Annotated in this window: 9 protein-coding genes and 2 pseudogenes; 7 read left to right on the top strand and 4 right to left on the bottom strand. The window is 41.2% G+C overall.

What is annotated here, in order from left to right; all coding sequences use genetic code 11:
* Positions 1 to 57: 57 nt before the first annotated feature.
* Positions 58 to 867 carry a YitT family protein gene (locus tag ACIQYG_RS07010; protein WP_251433446.1) on the top strand — a complete coding sequence of 270 codons (810 nt, stop codon included), beginning with the start codon at positions 58 to 60 and terminating at the stop codon, positions 865 to 867.
* 52 nt (positions 868 to 919) lie between these two features.
* On the opposite strand, the gene ACIQYG_RS07005 is transcribed toward ACIQYG_RS07010, so the two are convergent.
* Positions 920 to 1,156, bottom strand: a complete 237-nt coding sequence (locus tag ACIQYG_RS07005) for an IDEAL domain-containing protein (RefSeq protein ID WP_251437004.1) — start codon at positions 1,154 to 1,156, stop codon at positions 920 to 922.
* A gap of 316 nt (positions 1,157 to 1,472) precedes the next feature.
* Here ACIQYG_RS07005 and ACIQYG_RS07000 point away from each other — a divergent pair, with 316 nt between their 5' ends.
* Positions 1,473 to 2,036 carry a competence protein ComK gene (locus tag ACIQYG_RS07000; protein ID WP_402836559.1) on the top strand — a complete coding sequence of 188 codons (564 nt, stop codon included), beginning with the start codon at positions 1,473 to 1,475 and terminating at the stop codon, positions 2,034 to 2,036.
* A gap of 90 nt (positions 2,037 to 2,126) precedes the next feature.
* On the opposite strand, the pseudogene ACIQYG_RS06995 reads toward ACIQYG_RS07000, so the two are convergent.
* Both ACIQYG_RS06995 and ACIQYG_RS06990 read right to left on the bottom strand, forming a co-directional pair.
* Positions 2,127 to 2,237, bottom strand: a pseudogene (locus ACIQYG_RS06995) (DUF3006 domain-containing protein); the annotation flags it as partial.
* Positions 2,238 to 2,345: 108 nt separating this feature from the next.
* A pseudogene (locus tag ACIQYG_RS06990) lies at positions 2,346 to 3,180 on the bottom strand (ComEC/Rec2 family competence protein).
* 989 nt (positions 3,181 to 4,169) lie between these two features.
* Between ACIQYG_RS06990 and ACIQYG_RS06985 the strand changes: the two are divergent.
* Positions 4,170 to 4,556 (top strand): hypothetical protein, encoded by a 387-nt coding sequence (locus ACIQYG_RS06985; RefSeq protein ID WP_402836557.1) that lies wholly within the window; start codon positions 4,170 to 4,172, stop codon positions 4,554 to 4,556.
* 509 nt (positions 4,557 to 5,065) lie between these two features.
* Here ACIQYG_RS06985 and ACIQYG_RS06980 read toward each other — a convergent pair.
* Positions 5,066 to 5,437, bottom strand: coding sequence for a YhjD family protein (locus tag ACIQYG_RS06980; protein WP_402837156.1), 372 nt, complete (start codon positions 5,435 to 5,437; stop codon positions 5,066 to 5,068).
* 293 nt (positions 5,438 to 5,730) lie between these two features.
* Here ACIQYG_RS06980 and ACIQYG_RS06975 point away from each other — a divergent pair, with 293 nt between their 5' ends.
* The 4 genes from ACIQYG_RS06975 to addA all read left to right on the top strand — a co-directional run bounded on the left by ACIQYG_RS06975 (position 5,731) and on the right by addA (position 14,356).
* On the top strand, positions 5,731 to 6,345 hold the full coding sequence (locus ACIQYG_RS06975) for a TVP38/TMEM64 family protein (protein WP_402836555.1): 615 nt from the start codon (positions 5,731 to 5,733) through the stop codon (positions 6,343 to 6,345).
* A gap of 33 nt (positions 6,346 to 6,378) precedes the next feature.
* Positions 6,379 to 6,942, top strand: coding sequence for a signal peptidase I (gene lepB, locus ACIQYG_RS06970; protein ID WP_402836553.1), 564 nt, complete (start codon positions 6,379 to 6,381; stop codon positions 6,940 to 6,942).
* Between the two features lie 189 nt (positions 6,943 to 7,131).
* The gene (gene addB / locus ACIQYG_RS06965; RefSeq protein ID WP_402836551.1) at positions 7,132 to 10,629 is read left to right on the top strand and encodes a helicase-exonuclease AddAB subunit AddB; all 3,498 of its coding nucleotides are present in this window, start codon (positions 7,132 to 7,134) and stop codon (positions 10,627 to 10,629) included.
* Positions 10,622 to 14,356, top strand: a complete 3,735-nt coding sequence (gene addA / locus ACIQYG_RS06960; RefSeq protein WP_402836549.1) for a helicase-exonuclease AddAB subunit AddA — start codon at positions 10,622 to 10,624, stop codon at positions 14,354 to 14,356. Before addB ends, addA begins: the two co-directional genes overlap by 8 nt.
* Positions 14,357 to 14,483 lie beyond the last annotated feature (127 nt).

The raw sequence follows: 14,483 nt of genomic DNA, 5'->3' as shown, positions 1-14,483 counted from the left end.
TCTTAGGTTCTCAACTATAATAAATTAAATTCCCAGTTCGTTTTAAGGAGATCGGATATGTATAATGTACTTTTCATCACTATAGGCTCAGTGCTTGTTGCAGTAGCCTACAACTTATTTTTGATACCCCATTTAATTTTAAGCAGCGGACTTAGTGGACTTGCGATCATGTTCGGAATCATCACCCCAGTCAACACAGGGATATTGAATTTCCTGTTGAACCTGCCGTTGCTGATTCTTGGGTACTTGAAATTAGGGAGACGCTTTATAACCTATACGATATTATCAGTTGTCGTGATTTCGGTCAGTTTATACCTCATTCCAGTTCACGGAATATCCACTGAACCGATTTTGTCTTCTTTATTTGGCGGAATCATATCGGGGTTTGGCATAGGCATCATCTTTCGTGCTTCGGGGTCTTCGGGCGGTTTTGATATCATTGCCATGCTATTGGCGAAGAAGAGCGACTTTCCACTTGGTACATTGCTTTCGGTGATGAATGGAGTTGTGGTGGTTATCTCAGGATTCATCTTTGGTTGGGATGCCGCATTATATACGCTGATTTCCATTTATGCAGCAGGAAAGGTGATCGATACGATCCATTCCAATCACATTAAATTAACATTAATGATCGTTACCAAAAAGAGTGACGAAATGAAAACGAAGCTCCTGACCAACCTATATCGTGGAATTACAGTCATGGATGGTGAAGGTGCATATTCTGGAGAAAAGAGCAAAGTAATGATGACAGTCATTACACGTTATCAGTTAACCGATGTAAAAACGATGATAAAAGAAGTGGATCCGAATGCTTTTGTTAATATAACCGAAACTGCCGAGGTCATGGGGATGTTTCATAAAGAGTAATGATAATTAGAAAAGCCTCCCGACATTATGGGAGGCTTTTCTGATCTTAATGTTAATTTCCAAATTGTTTTAGTAAAACGTTCATTTCAGAACTTAGTTTTAAGAATAAAGGTTTGTTTTTCATATCCAAGGCTTCATCGATCTGTTTTGCAAGGATATTCTTTTTGGTAGTAAGGACGGCTTCCTGAATAATCATATCAATTAACATTCCCTGAACCACGGCATCGTTTTTCATTTCGCTCATTGATAAGGACTTCACTGACTCTGAATAAGATTTTTCATTTTTCAAAGTTACCACCCCTGACCCTTTTTATTATTATATGGATTTGAGCGGATAAAATCAACTGAAAATTTTAAAAATTTAAATTTTAATAGAGAATGTGTCGTTTAGATGACGAAAAAGCCACTATATAAAAGAATTTTTAATTTTTTGTGAACTTGCTTTTTATGTTTAAGGGTTGTGCTATTATAGTGAGTGATTTAACATACATTTACTATCTCCCTTCACTCTTCTTGGACAGGAAAGGAAGGGTATAAGCAATCAAGAATATAAGCTTTGGTAAAGTGAAAGCGGAGTTTAGCAATGAGGAAGAGGTGGATTAAAAATGAAGGAAAACAATCAGGGAATCATCGAGGAATATGAAATCACGCCACATACACTAATGGTTTCGCCAATCAATTACGGCAGTAAAATATATGCCCGTATCGTTGAAATGGAGGACGAGTTCATCTCCCCGTTTAAACCTATGGAAATAATTAAGAGAAGCTGCGAGTTCTTCGGATCAAGTTATGAAGGACGCAAGCAAGGCACGAAACAGCTCATAAACATCACGCATAAAGCACCGATCGCGATTGATCCGACCAGTTCGATATTCTTCTTTCCAACTACATCTCCGTTGCGTCCTCAATGCATCTGGTTATCACATGAGCATGTGGTATCCTATGATCGCCTGGATTCCAAACATACAACCATCACATTCAGGAATAGACAAACCATCGATATAGCAGTATCATGCAGCTCTTTCGAAAACCAGCTGCACCGGACATCTTTTTTAAAAACGAAATTAATCCAGAGGATTGAGGAAACAAAGAGGAAATCCTTTTATCTGTTCACTGATGCTAATGGAGCCAAGGCTTCAGAAGTAATCTCAAAGTATATACCTCGATAAGAGGGGGTTCAGGGAAAAACCATAGAAGAATGCAAACGCCGAATCATTCAAAATTAAGCAAGCCCTTCTTATTAAAGAAGGGCCCTGGAATTAATCTTCAAATAATTCATCCATTAAATCGTCAATTTCTTTTCTTAATTTTTCAGTGCCTTCTTTGGAAATCGTGATAGTATCACCATCGATATTCAGCATATCTCCTAATTTTGCTCCTTGGGAAGAGCACTTTTAGGGAAATCCTTCATGTCACCACCATCGATTTCACACGACAGCTACCTTTCCTTCGAAGCGATCAATAATTCCTTGTACCATTTATTTCACCGTCTTTACAGTAATTTTCTGACCTGTAGAAGTAAAAATAATGTTACCTGATTTATCTGTACGATAAGTTTTAGCTTTCACTGAATTCAACCGTTTTACAACAGTGGAAGTAGGGTGCCCATAGCCGTTTTTCCCTACACTGATTACAGCATATTTCGGTTTTGTTTTGTTAATGAAAGCTGAACTTGTCGATGTTTTTGCTCCATGATGGACTACTTTAAGTACATCAACACTGGTACCAGTTTTTTAGCCAGCATATCTTTCTCTGCCTTTTCTTCGGCATCACCTGTAAACAAGAATGTTTTTTTGCTGTGTTTAAGTAACAGGACAGCACTCCAATTATTTAAGTCAGACTTAGCATAGTCTTTAACAGGTGCAATGAATTTAAGGGAACAATCCTTTGCTTTAGTGTTGATTTCCACGCCAGTCTTCGCTTTTTTTATTGTAAGCTTCTTCTTCTTAACAGCCGTTAAAAAGTCTTTGTATGCCTGGGTAGTATGAGAAATTTTAGGGCATACACAGATTTTACATTAAGCGATTTAATCACATAAGCCAGACCGCCAACATGATTCGAATCTGGGTGAGTGGATACTGCGCTAAGTGTTTTTACCTTTTGTTTTTTTAGGTAGGCAACAACTTCGGCGCCCTTTCCTTTACCGCCGCCATCGATTAAAACGTTTTCATTGCCGGTTTGTATAAGGATTGAATCTCCTTGTCCAACATTGATGAAATGTACCTTTACATTTGAGGCTGCCTCAGTTGTTTTAAGTCCAGTGAATAAAGACAAAACAAGCACAGCAACCAGTAGAATATTTATTTTCTTCATTTTTCCCCTCCAAATAATTTACCATGTAAAACCGGAAAAATTGGAATTTGGACACGGTTTTTATTCGTGGTAAAAAAAGGGCAAAGTCATCTAAATCTATGGTTAGGTAAAATGATCCTGGGTGATTAATTGTCTTGTGAATTCTCTTGAATCAAAATGAAAAAAACATTATTTCACAGATTCAATCAATAGAAAATCTATTTTCCTCAAAATTTTATTAAGAAGAATGTTGAAAGTGTGAAGTTGGCACTATTAAACGAGGGCTGCGTATCTGCAGTTGAACGTAATATAGAAAGTTAGGATTACCAACAAAATATTTTGTTAAAGAGTATGTTGACGAGTTTGTTTACTGTTTTTTTAGAATTTGTACAATTAAACGTTGGTTTCCACTCCAGGCACTTGCATTCCGCGGGCGGTCCATGAGCATCCTCGGCGTCTTTGCACCTGCGTGGTCTCCCTTGGACACGCATTTCCCGCATGAGTCTCGCACTTTTCGTTCCAACCAACTTTGTTTCAAAATTTAGATGGAAACCCTTTTGGCTACGAATTAAACCATGCAAATAAAACATTGCATGGTTTTTATAAGAAATAAAGGTTGGGAAAATTTTTTACGATCAAAACATGGGGTATAAGTTTCTTTAACGATTGACTCCTTGATACATAATATAATAGACAATAGACACCGACGATGCACCTTTTGTTCAGTGTTTCACAAACTGTTCGAAAAAGGTTATTATTTTTCTGGAACTCTTTTGTTTTATACGTTTTATATTAAGAAATCGCTACTAGTAGATAATACTAGGTATGGATATTCAATTAACATCTTTTTCAATAACGTTGTACTGACACTAAAATGATAGTGTTGACGTATAGTTATAATAGATGAATGGAAATTAAATTGTCGATTAATATTGAACAAACGAGCCCGACCTATTAATCGTTAAGGACTGTTTCCTTGAAAGTGTTGCCCTGATCAGTAAGCAGTAATTGTGCGAACGGCTTATGTAAAACGGCGATTGACAGTCCTCATTTCCTATAATGAGGAAGAGGAGTGTATACCAGAAGGATACAGCGTCGAATATGGAGGGACATTCTGCCGTTTAATCATTAAGAACAAAGGCGATGCTATGCATAGAGTGAATTTAATGAAGGATGCCATAACAAGGGAGCTTGAAGTAATTCAGTTAATTGTAAAAGGTATTTTCCAGAAGAAGAATTATCTATCTGAAATCCATGGCAGACATTTCATCCCACATGGCATAGATCAATCAAACAAAGGATATCATGGGCTTTTTAAGCGTCCCCATCGTATTAAAGGTATTTCATTTTTCCGACACAGGGAATTGTTGAAGGCAATCGATCAGGGGAAATCATGAATGCGTGTTACATTCTGCGGCGGATCATGATATTGGTTTACTTTAAGCTCCTTGTTCAAGATAACTGTTTTCCTATCCTTCTCTTCAAGATGATTAGTGCTCTTGGTTTGATGGGGCAGAGACAATCATAATGGGTGCGACTCCAACCTTTGTAAAGGAGCATGTAAATAACTTTTATTTGAAGAATCTCAAAACTAAAATGGTTAAGGATATTCAGTAGGCACTTGATTACATAGGTTATGCCTTGAGCGAAAAGTAATATTCATAAAGATGAATCCATGGTTTTAACAAGCCGATTAAATTATGATTATGGAATATTCAAACAGGTGAATGGAGGTAAGTGAGTCTTATCGGTCTTGATCATGAAAGACTCACTTACCTTTATGCCTGGAAGGGCGGAATGCTTTTTTGTGGTCATACTTTTTACATCCAAGGGATCTGTCCCTTCCCGAAGGATCCAAGCATCCACATTCACAGAAACATGTATGGAGGATGCCTGTACCCGCCCGCTAATTCCTTGAACGGTGGTTTTTTTCGAAAAAGTAATAACATAACAAGTCTTCGGTTTTGTTGCGAAGGCGGGGATTGAAATAATTATGATGTTCCTCGTATCCTTTATATAAAAAACAATACATCGTGAAGGATTCATCGCGTTTGATTTCACTAACCTTAATATTCTCTTTGCGCAAATAGCGCCGTACCTCGGCAAGTTCGTCTTGAACCACTTTTAAAGTATGTTCGACTAGCTCCGAATAGGGCCTTTTTAATTTAAACGGACTAATTTCGATGACCTTGAGATCCAGGTTTAAGACTGTAATAACCATAGGGAGGTAGATGGCTTTTTCAATCATATTTCGGTCACCTTCTGGAATGCGGGTCATCATGACCGCCCCTTTCTAAATAGTACGTTTTCAATAATAATATGTATATTCCGTGAAAAAAACGAGAACATTTGTTCTATTTTTTTATCCTAATGTATTTTCAGTGTATATGCAAGCAATTTTGATAAATCTAGAAATATTCGTTAACAAGATTATGTTTTCCGGAGATAGGGAAAGTATGAAGATATATGGATAATAATTCTTGCAATTTCAGGGGAAAGTGATATATCTAAAATAAACAGTTTTTAATAAGTTTATGCTGCTTTGATGGCAGCATGTCGAGGGAGATAATTATGGATTTGGATACTATACGTGAGTGGTTTACACTTGATCATATATCGGCACTTATTCAGCAATATCGCTCATTCGGTCCAATTCCCGGAATCTTACTGCCGATGCTGGAAGCTTTTTTGCCTTTTTTGCCCTTAGTGGTGTTCGTGCTTGCCAATGCAACGGCTTTTGGTCTCTGGTGGGGGTTTTTATTTTCTTGGATTGGTGCGGTAGCGGGGTCTTTTTTGCTTTTTTGGATTATTAGAAGATATGGTCAAATGAGGTTTTTCCGATTTTTGCAAAAGCATAAACAGGTGCAGAGGTTGATGGTTTGGGTTGAGAGCCATGGATTCGGTCCTTTGTTCATATTGCTCTGCTTCCCTTTTACACCTTCTGCTATCGTTAATATCGTGGCAGGACTTTCAAAAGTCAGTACCCTGCAATATGGACTTGCAGTAGTGGGAGGGAAAGCGGTGATGATTTTTACGATCAGTTTCGTGGGTTACGATTTAGTATCCTTAATTCATAAACCGGTGCGAACGGTCATTATCGGAATCGTCATCTTCATCCTATGGTATGTGGGGAAAAGATTGGAAGTCCGGTTAAATAGAAGCATGAAGAGAGAAGAAGGACAATAAATTAATATATAAATGCAGTAGGGGTTGAACTAGATGGAAAAAACAAACAAGAATTCTTTATCCGATTGGATAAAACCAGCGATGATAGCTTTTGTTATTTACATCTTAATCCGTACATTTCTCTTTTCAAGCTATGATGTTGAAGGAAAGTCGATGCAGCCGACCCTTGAAGATGGAAATAAACTTGTTGTGAATAAAATCAATTACCAGATTCATGATATCAACCGTTTTGACATTATTGTTTTTCATGCGAATTCACAAGAAGATTATGTTAAGCGGGTTATAGGGGTTGCAGGCGACCGTATTCATTATAAAGATGATTGGCTATATGTAAATGGTAAGAAAGTGGATGAGCCTTATCTTGAGAAATTCAAGGAAGGTTTCCCAGGACAGGATTTTACGGGTGATTTTACATTAAAAGAATTGACGGACATGACCAAAGTTCCGGAAGGCAAGCTTTTTGTCATGGGTGATAATCGTCTTGAAAGTGCTGACAGCCGTCACTTTGGTTATATACCGGTTGAAAACGTTGTTGGTAAAGTGGATGTTCGATATTGGCCGGTCAAGGATTTCAATTTTAAATTTACAGGTGAATGATTGTGGAAGCCCGAGAATTATGTGGGCTTTTTCTTTTGGGGGAAAAGCGAACGTACGATTGGTGTTTTTTTAAGGGAAACGGTAAAATAATAGAAAGTAAATCTAATTGGAAACAGAAACCTAGTCATAAAGACGAAGCTATTTCTGGTATGATGGGTCTAGATATTAAGTTGTAAGGGGGAAAAAGAGATGTCACTCCGTTTTTTACTGGGAAGATCGGGTGCAGGGAAAACTTCGAATATATTGGACGAAATCCGTTCTAAAATGGCAGAAGATCCCGAAGGAAATCCAATTATCTACCTCGTTCCTGATCAGATGACGTTTCTATCTGAATATAAATTAATTAAAACACCAGGCCTTGCCGGAATGATCCGGACACAGGTTTTCAGTTTTAGCAGGCTTGCTTGGCGTGTTCTTCAGGAAACCGGGGGGATGAGCAGGCTGCATTTGGACAGTGTTGGCGTTAATATGTTGATACGGAAAATCATGGATGATAAAAAGGAAGAGTTAAAGATGTTTCGTCGATCTGCTGATAAGCAGGGGTTCATTGCACAGATGGAGCTAATGCTGGCTGAGTTCAAGCAGTATTGCATCCAACCTGATGACATTCAAAACTATATGGCTGAAACCTCGCAGGCCGGCAGCGGCATTCAGGATAAACTGCATGATCTTGAATTGGTCTATCAGGCTTTTGAGGATGAAATGGTCAACAAATATTTAGATTCCGAAGATTATTTCACTTTGCTGATCGAAAAAATGTCAGAGTCTTCATATATAAGGAATGCGGATATATATATTGATGGTTTTTATAGCTTGACCCCACAAGAATTATTGATTGTGGAAGAAATGATGAAGCTGTGCAGGAGTGTAACGATCTCGCTGACGTTAGATCAGCCCTACAGGCGATATGCTCCGGATGATTTGCAATTGTTCAGGCAAACGGGAAATCTTTATCATCACCTTTATCAGGCTGGATTGAGGAATAGCATTCCGATTGCAGAAGACCGAATCTTAAAAGGAACGGAAAGGTTTGGAAAGAGTCCGGGGCTGAATCATCTGGAAACCTATTTTTCCACGCGTCCTGCACAAACGTTTGAGCAGTCACCTGATGTAACGATCGCCCAGGCAGTTAACCGCAGAGCTGAGATTGAAGGAGTTGCCCGGGATATCTTGTCGCTGGTCAGACAGAAACAGCACCGTTTCCGTGATATCGTGATTTTAGTCCGTAATGGGGAAGCATACGCTGATATTTTACAAACCGTTTTTCGGGATTATCAAATTCCCTTGTTCGTCGATTCCAAACGGACGATGCTGAATCATCCTCTGATAGAACTGATTCGTTCCACTTTGGAGATCATCAATGGCTATTGGCGTTATGAGCCGGTATTTCGTGCAATCAAGACGGAGCTTCTATTTCCGCTGCAAAAAAACCACGATAGGATGCGTGAACAGGTAGATAAGCTGGAAAACTATGTGCTGGCCCGCGGCATTAAAGGAAGCAGGTGGACGTCCAAAGATCGATGGACCTACCGGCGCTTCCGCGGACTGGAACTCGAGGACCGTAACCAAACGGATAAGGAAATGATGCTTGAGCAAGAGTTGAATGAGATGAAGCAATTATTTACCGAGCCGATCTTAAAGCTCTCAAAACGGGCTAAAAAGGCTGCTAATGGCAGGGAATTGTGTGAAGCCCTTTATCTATACCTTGAAGAATTGCATGTGCCGGAAAAATTGGAAAAGCTGAAACTGGAGGCGGAAGAAGCAGGTGATTTGGTATCGGCAAGAGAGCATGAGCAAACATGGAATGCGGTTGTCGACCTATTGGACCAATTCGTCGAACTGCTGAGCGGGGAAGAGCTTTCCATGAAACAGTTTGCGGTAATCATTGAAGCTGGTCTGGAATCTCTTGAATTTTCTTTGGTACCGCCGGCAATTGACCAAGTATTGGTAGCTAATCTAGATTTATCCCGCCTGGATGATGTGAAGACAGCTTTTGTTATCGGCCTGAACGAAGGGGTTCTGCCTGGGAAAGCTGTATCTGACGGGATATTTTCAGATAGTGATCGTGAGGTGCTGCTGGCTGGTGGACTTGATGTTGCCCCAAGTTCAAAGGTGCGCCTGCTGGATGAGGAGTTTACAGCATACAAAGCATTCACTACGCCTGCCGAGACCCTTTATTTATCATATCCCCTTGCCGATGAGGAAGGAAAGGCGCTTTTACCCTCATCCTATTTGAAACGGGTAAGGGACGTATTGCCTAACGTTTCCGAGGTGTATTATATGAACGATCCGTCCGATCTATCTGCTGCGGAACAGGTGAAGTATGCTGCGAATCATGATGTGGCCCTATCGTACCTGGCTGCACAATTGCAGCTGAAAAAAAGGAACTATCCAATCCATCCACTATGGTGGGATGTATATAATGCCATTATTGATGATGAAATGGCCGGTCCTTCAGCAACTAAGGTTTTATCGAGCCTTTTTTATCAAAATAGGACAAAGAAATTATCTGAGGAAACAAGTAAGCAATTATACGGTGAGAGCATTCTTACGAGTGTATCCCGGATGGAAATGTTCAATAGCTGCCCGTTTTCCCATTATGCCGCTCATGGCTTGAAATTACGGGAACGGCAGATTTTCCGTTTGGATGCACCTGATATAGGCGAGATGTTCCATGGAGCGTTGAAAATGATTTCCGATTACTTGAAGGAACATGATATTCCTTGGGCTACATTGACCTCGGAACAATGCTTGGAGCTGGCCAGAATTGCTGTGGAGAGACTTGCTCCTAAACTCCAAAATCAGATTTTGTTAAGTACGAACCGCCATCACTATTTACGCAGGAAACTGGAACATGTGATTGGACGGGCCTCGATCGTATTAAGTGAACATGCAAAGGTGAGCGGTTTTGCTCCAATCGGATTGGAACTTGGATTCGGAAAAAATGGCGAGCTGCCGCCACTTTCTTTCACATTGAAAAACGGTACGAAGATGGAATTGATCGGCCGGATCGACCGTGTGGATAAAGCGGAAGAAGATGAGGGTGTTTATTTGCGTGTGCTCGATTATAAGTCGAGTGAAAAGGAACTGAACATGAGTGAAGTATATTATGGACTCGCGCTGCAAATGTTGACATATCTTGATATCGTCGTCACCCATTCAAAGTCGCTTATTGGAAAAGAAGCAATTCCAGCCGGAGTTTTGTATTTTCATGTGCATAATCCCGTTGTCAAATCAAAGGGAATGCTCAGTTTGGATAAAATTGAAGAAGAAATTTATAAAAGTTTTAAAATGAATGGACTTGTACTGGACCATTCAAATGTCATTCAGATGATGGATACCTCACTTGATATTGAAAATTCTGGTAAGTCGGATATCATTCCAGCTGGATTTAAAAAGGACGGATCGCTCCTGGCAGCTTCCAAAGTTGCCAGCAGGGAAGAGTTTTCGCTTCTGAATCATCATGTGCGCCGTATTTATCAGGAAGCTGGTAATCGAATGGTCGATGGTGATGTGGATATAACACCATACAAATTAAAGGAAAAAACGCCGTGTACCTTCTGTTCCTTTAAATCTGTATGCCAATTCGACCAGTCACTGGAGGAAAACCAGTTCAGGAATTTGGCACAGAAGAAACAAAATGACGTCCTTGAGCTATTAAGGGGAGAGGAGGAGAGAGATGAGTAAAACGAAAATTCCTGCCCTGCCAGAAGACGTGACTTGGACGGAAGATCAATGGAAGGCGATATGGGCTAAAGATCAGGACATTCTGGTAGCGGCTGCTGCAGGTTCAGGGAAAACAGCGGTACTGGTCAATCGGATCATTCAAAAAGTCATTTCAGAAAAAGATCCAATCGATGTTGATGAACTGCTCGTGGTTACATTCACCAATGCCTCGGCTGCCGAGATGCGCCATCGGGTAAGTGAGGCATTAGAAAAAGCGATCAATGATAATCCGCATTCACAGCATTTGCGTAAGCAGTTGAGCTTGATTAATCGTGCTTCTATTTCCACACTCCATTCTTTTTGTTTGGAGGTGATCAGGAAGTATTATTATCTTACGGATATCGACCCGGGCTTCCGTATTGCAGATTCTACGGAGATCCAGCTGCTCCGTGATGAAGTGATGGAAGAGCTTTTCGAGGAGCAGTATGGCCAAAGTGATAACGAAGATTTTTTTAATTTGGTTGATGCTTTCACAAGCGATCGAAACGATGATGCACTTCAGAATATCGTTCGATCGCTGCATGATTTTTCGCAATCGAATCCAAACCCGGACCGATGGCTCGACGGTGCGGCCAGAATGTATGAGCTGGCAGATGATGATGGGATCGATGATCTTTCGTTTATCGATTCATTGAAGTTCGATATTGGTTTACAATTGGATACTGCCAGGGATTTATTGGAACGCTCGCTTGCGTTGACAAAAGTCCCTGGGGGGCCGGCACCAAGGGCTGAAAACTATTTAGCCGATCTTGCCCTGGTTGCTAAACTTTCGGAAGTGAAGGACCAATCCTGGAATGCACTTTATGAGGAAATCCAAAACGTGAAATTTGGGACGGCAAAACGCCTTACTGGTGCAGATTTTATTAAGGAAGTTACAGATGAGGCTACCAAGTACCGGGATAAGGCCAAGAAGATCATCAAATCGTTACAGGAAGAGTTATTTTCCCGTAAACCGGAAAGCTACCTGCGGGATATAAGGGAGCTTAAGGGTTATGTTGATACACTTGTAATGCTTGTTAAACGGTTTGACGAAAGATTCTTTGCTGCAAAAGCAGAAAAAAACTTGGTGGATTTCGCCGATTTAGAACATTATTGTCTTCAAATTTTGACAGGGGAAACGGTGGATGGTGAACGAAAACCTTCAGCGGCAGCCATCGAATACAGGAACCAGTTCAAAGAGGTACTCGTAGATGAATACCAGGACACGAACCTGGTTCAGGAATCAATCTTAAAACTGGTGACGGCTGACGGAGAATATGATGGGAATCTTTTCATGGTAGGCGATGTCAAGCAGTCCATTTACCGGTTCAGGCTTGCAGAACCGAATCTCTTCCTTGGAAAATACACACGATTTACCCATGACGGTGTTGATTCCGGACTGAAAATTGATTTAAACCGCAATTTCCGGAGCCGAAAGGAAGTTCTCGATGGGACCAATTTCTTGTTTCAACAGTTGATGGGCATTACAGTCGGTGAGATTGATTATGATGAAGATGCCCAATTGAAAAAAGGTGCCCCATATCCCGAAGACGATCCAAACCCGATCGAACTTCATTTAATTGATGGAACAGCCGATCCGGAAGCTCATTCGGAAATGGAAGGATATGATGGCGGGTTTGAGGCCGAGGAGCTTGAAAAAGCGCAGCTCGAAGCAAGGCAGATGGCAAAGCTCATTAAAAAGGCTATAAGCGAAAAGCAACGGACATATGATACGAAAACCAAAAAGTACCGATCTGCCACTTATCGGGACATGGTCATTCTTCTTCGTTCGATGCCATGGGCACCGCAAATCATGGAGGAATTTAAAAAGCAGGGAATTCCAGTCTATGCCAATTTGTCTACAGGGTATTTTGAAGCGACCGAAGTGGCCATCATGATTTCCTTATTGAAGGTGATTGATAATCCGCAACAGGATATCCCATTGGCATCCGTTCTCCGTTCACCCATCGTCGGGTTGGATGAAGAAGAGATGTCAAAGGTGCGTTTATTCCATACAGGAAGCTATTACGAAGCGCTAGCTGATTTTTACAGAAAGAGTGATCCGGAAGAACATCCGGGGCTTTATGAAAAAGCCTCCGCTTTTTATAAAAAACTAGTGAAGTGGCGGAAGCTTGCCAGGCAGGAGGCATTATCAGATCTGATCTGGCTCCTATACCGCGAAACGCAGTTTTATGATTTTGCAGGTGGGATGCCGGGCGGCAAACAGCGTCAGGCCAATTTACGAGCGCTGTATGACAGGGCAAGGCAATATGAAGCAAGTTCTTTCCGCGGTCTGTTCCGTTTCTTGCGGTTCATAGAAAGGATGCAAGAACGTGGAGATGATTTAGGGGCAGCTCGGGCTTTAGGGGAACAGGAAGATGTAGTCCGGCTGATGACGATTCACTCGTCAAAGGGGCTTGAGTTCCCGATTGTGTTCATTGCCGGTCTTTCCAAGCAATTCAATATGATGGATTTACGCAAGTCCTATTTACTGGATAAGGATTATGGCTTTGCGGCAAAGTATGTGAATTCCGCATTACGAATAACTTATCCCTCCCTCCCTCAATTGGCTTTTAAGAAAAAAAAGCAGCTTGAATTAATTGCCGAGGAGATGCGTGTCCTCTACGTGGCGCTTACAAGGGCTAAGGAAAAGCTTTATTTGATTGCAAGCATCAATGATGCAGAAAAAACGCGCCAGAACTGGGAAAGTAATGCTGCCCATGGAGATTGGTTATTAAAGGACTATGTACGGGCAGGTGCAAAAAGTTATCTTGATTGGATTGGTCCCTCCCTTGTCCGACATCGGGATTCTCTTGGTGCTGCAGGTCTTGGCTCGGAAATGGAGTCGCATCCCTCGAATTGGTCCATTTCCGTCATTCCAAGTGAAGAGCTTGCTGTTCTGGATGAGGAAGAGGCACTGGTTCAAGAGCAAATGCTTGAACATGTCCAGAAATCGGAGAAGGTCGGTATCGTTTCCGAGTTTTATGATGATATCAAGGAACAGCTGGAATGGGAGTACCCCGAGCATGAGGCGACGGTGTATCGCTCCAAGCAATCCGTTTCTGAATTAAAACGTCAATATGAACTCAAGGACGAGCAAAGCTCCACAGAGCTGTTGCGTAAATTTAAGCGGCCTATCACGAAGCGGCCGACTTTCATGCAAGAAAAGTCACTGACTCCTGCTGAAAGGGGTACGATTACACATTTAGTCATGCAGCATATCGATCTATCTAAAGAAATTACCATTCAATCGATTCAGCAACTGATCATTGACTTGATTCAACGTGAGTTGTTGACGGAGGAACAGAAGGAAGCTGTGGATCCGGAGACGATCGTCGATTTCTTTGACAGTGAAATCGGGCAAAGAATGCAGAGGGCCGAAAGCATTCGCCGTGAAGTGCCATTTACGATGTCGCTGCCTGCAAAGGAAGCTTACAGCGATTGGACAGCTGGAGATGAAGAAGTCCTTATCCAAGGTGTGATTGATTGTATCTTTGAGGATGAACAAGGTCTTGTGCTTCTCGATTATAAAACGGATACAATCACCGGCCGTTTTGCAAGCGGGTATGAAGGGGCTAAAGGGATTCTTGCCGATCGATACCGGATGCAGCTTCAGCTTTATACGAGGGCTGTTGAAGGGATAATGAATAAGAAGGTAACCGGCCGTTACTTGTTTTTCTTTGACGGCTCGCATTTATTGGAAGTATAGGAGAGAAGGAGTGTCCCATTGATGTGGGACGCTCAGTTTGTAGACAAAAGGGGTTCGGAATTTAAAAAATTCCGAACCCCTTTTAAAATCCCCTTGAAATTTTGACCAAAGGATAAGAGATTTGGGC

Source organism: Peribacillus sp. NPDC096622, from assembly GCF_044762665.1.
GTDB classification, from domain to species: domain Bacteria; phylum Bacillota; class Bacilli; order Bacillales; family DSM-1321; genus Peribacillus; species Peribacillus frigoritolerans_B.
The sequence above is the reverse complement of the archived record's forward strand: the minus strand, read 5'-3'. Positions and strand labels throughout refer to the sequence as shown.

What these genes read in the sequence shown, in the direction of transcription:
- ACIQYG_RS07010 (WP_251433446.1), top strand. Translation starts at nt 58, where the DNA reads ATGTATAATGTACTTTTCATCACTATAGGCTCAGTGCTTGTTGCAGTA.
- ACIQYG_RS07000 (WP_402836559.1), top strand. Translation starts at nt 1,473, where the DNA reads ATGAAGGAAAACAATCAGGGAATCATCGAGGAATATGAAATCACGCCA.
- ACIQYG_RS06980 (WP_402837156.1), bottom strand. Translation starts at nt 5,437, where the DNA reads ATGACCCGCATTCCAGAAGGTGACCGAAATATGATTGAAAAAGCCATC.
- ACIQYG_RS06975 (WP_402836555.1), top strand. Translation starts at nt 5,731, where the DNA reads ATGGATTTGGATACTATACGTGAGTGGTTTACACTTGATCATATATCG.
- lepB (WP_402836553.1), top strand. Translation starts at nt 6,379, where the DNA reads ATGGAAAAAACAAACAAGAATTCTTTATCCGATTGGATAAAACCAGCG.
- addB (WP_402836551.1), top strand. Translation starts at nt 7,132, where the DNA reads ATGTCACTCCGTTTTTTACTGGGAAGATCGGGTGCAGGGAAAACTTCG.
- addA (WP_402836549.1), top strand. Translation starts at nt 10,622, where the DNA reads ATGAGTAAAACGAAAATTCCTGCCCTGCCAGAAGACGTGACTTGGACG.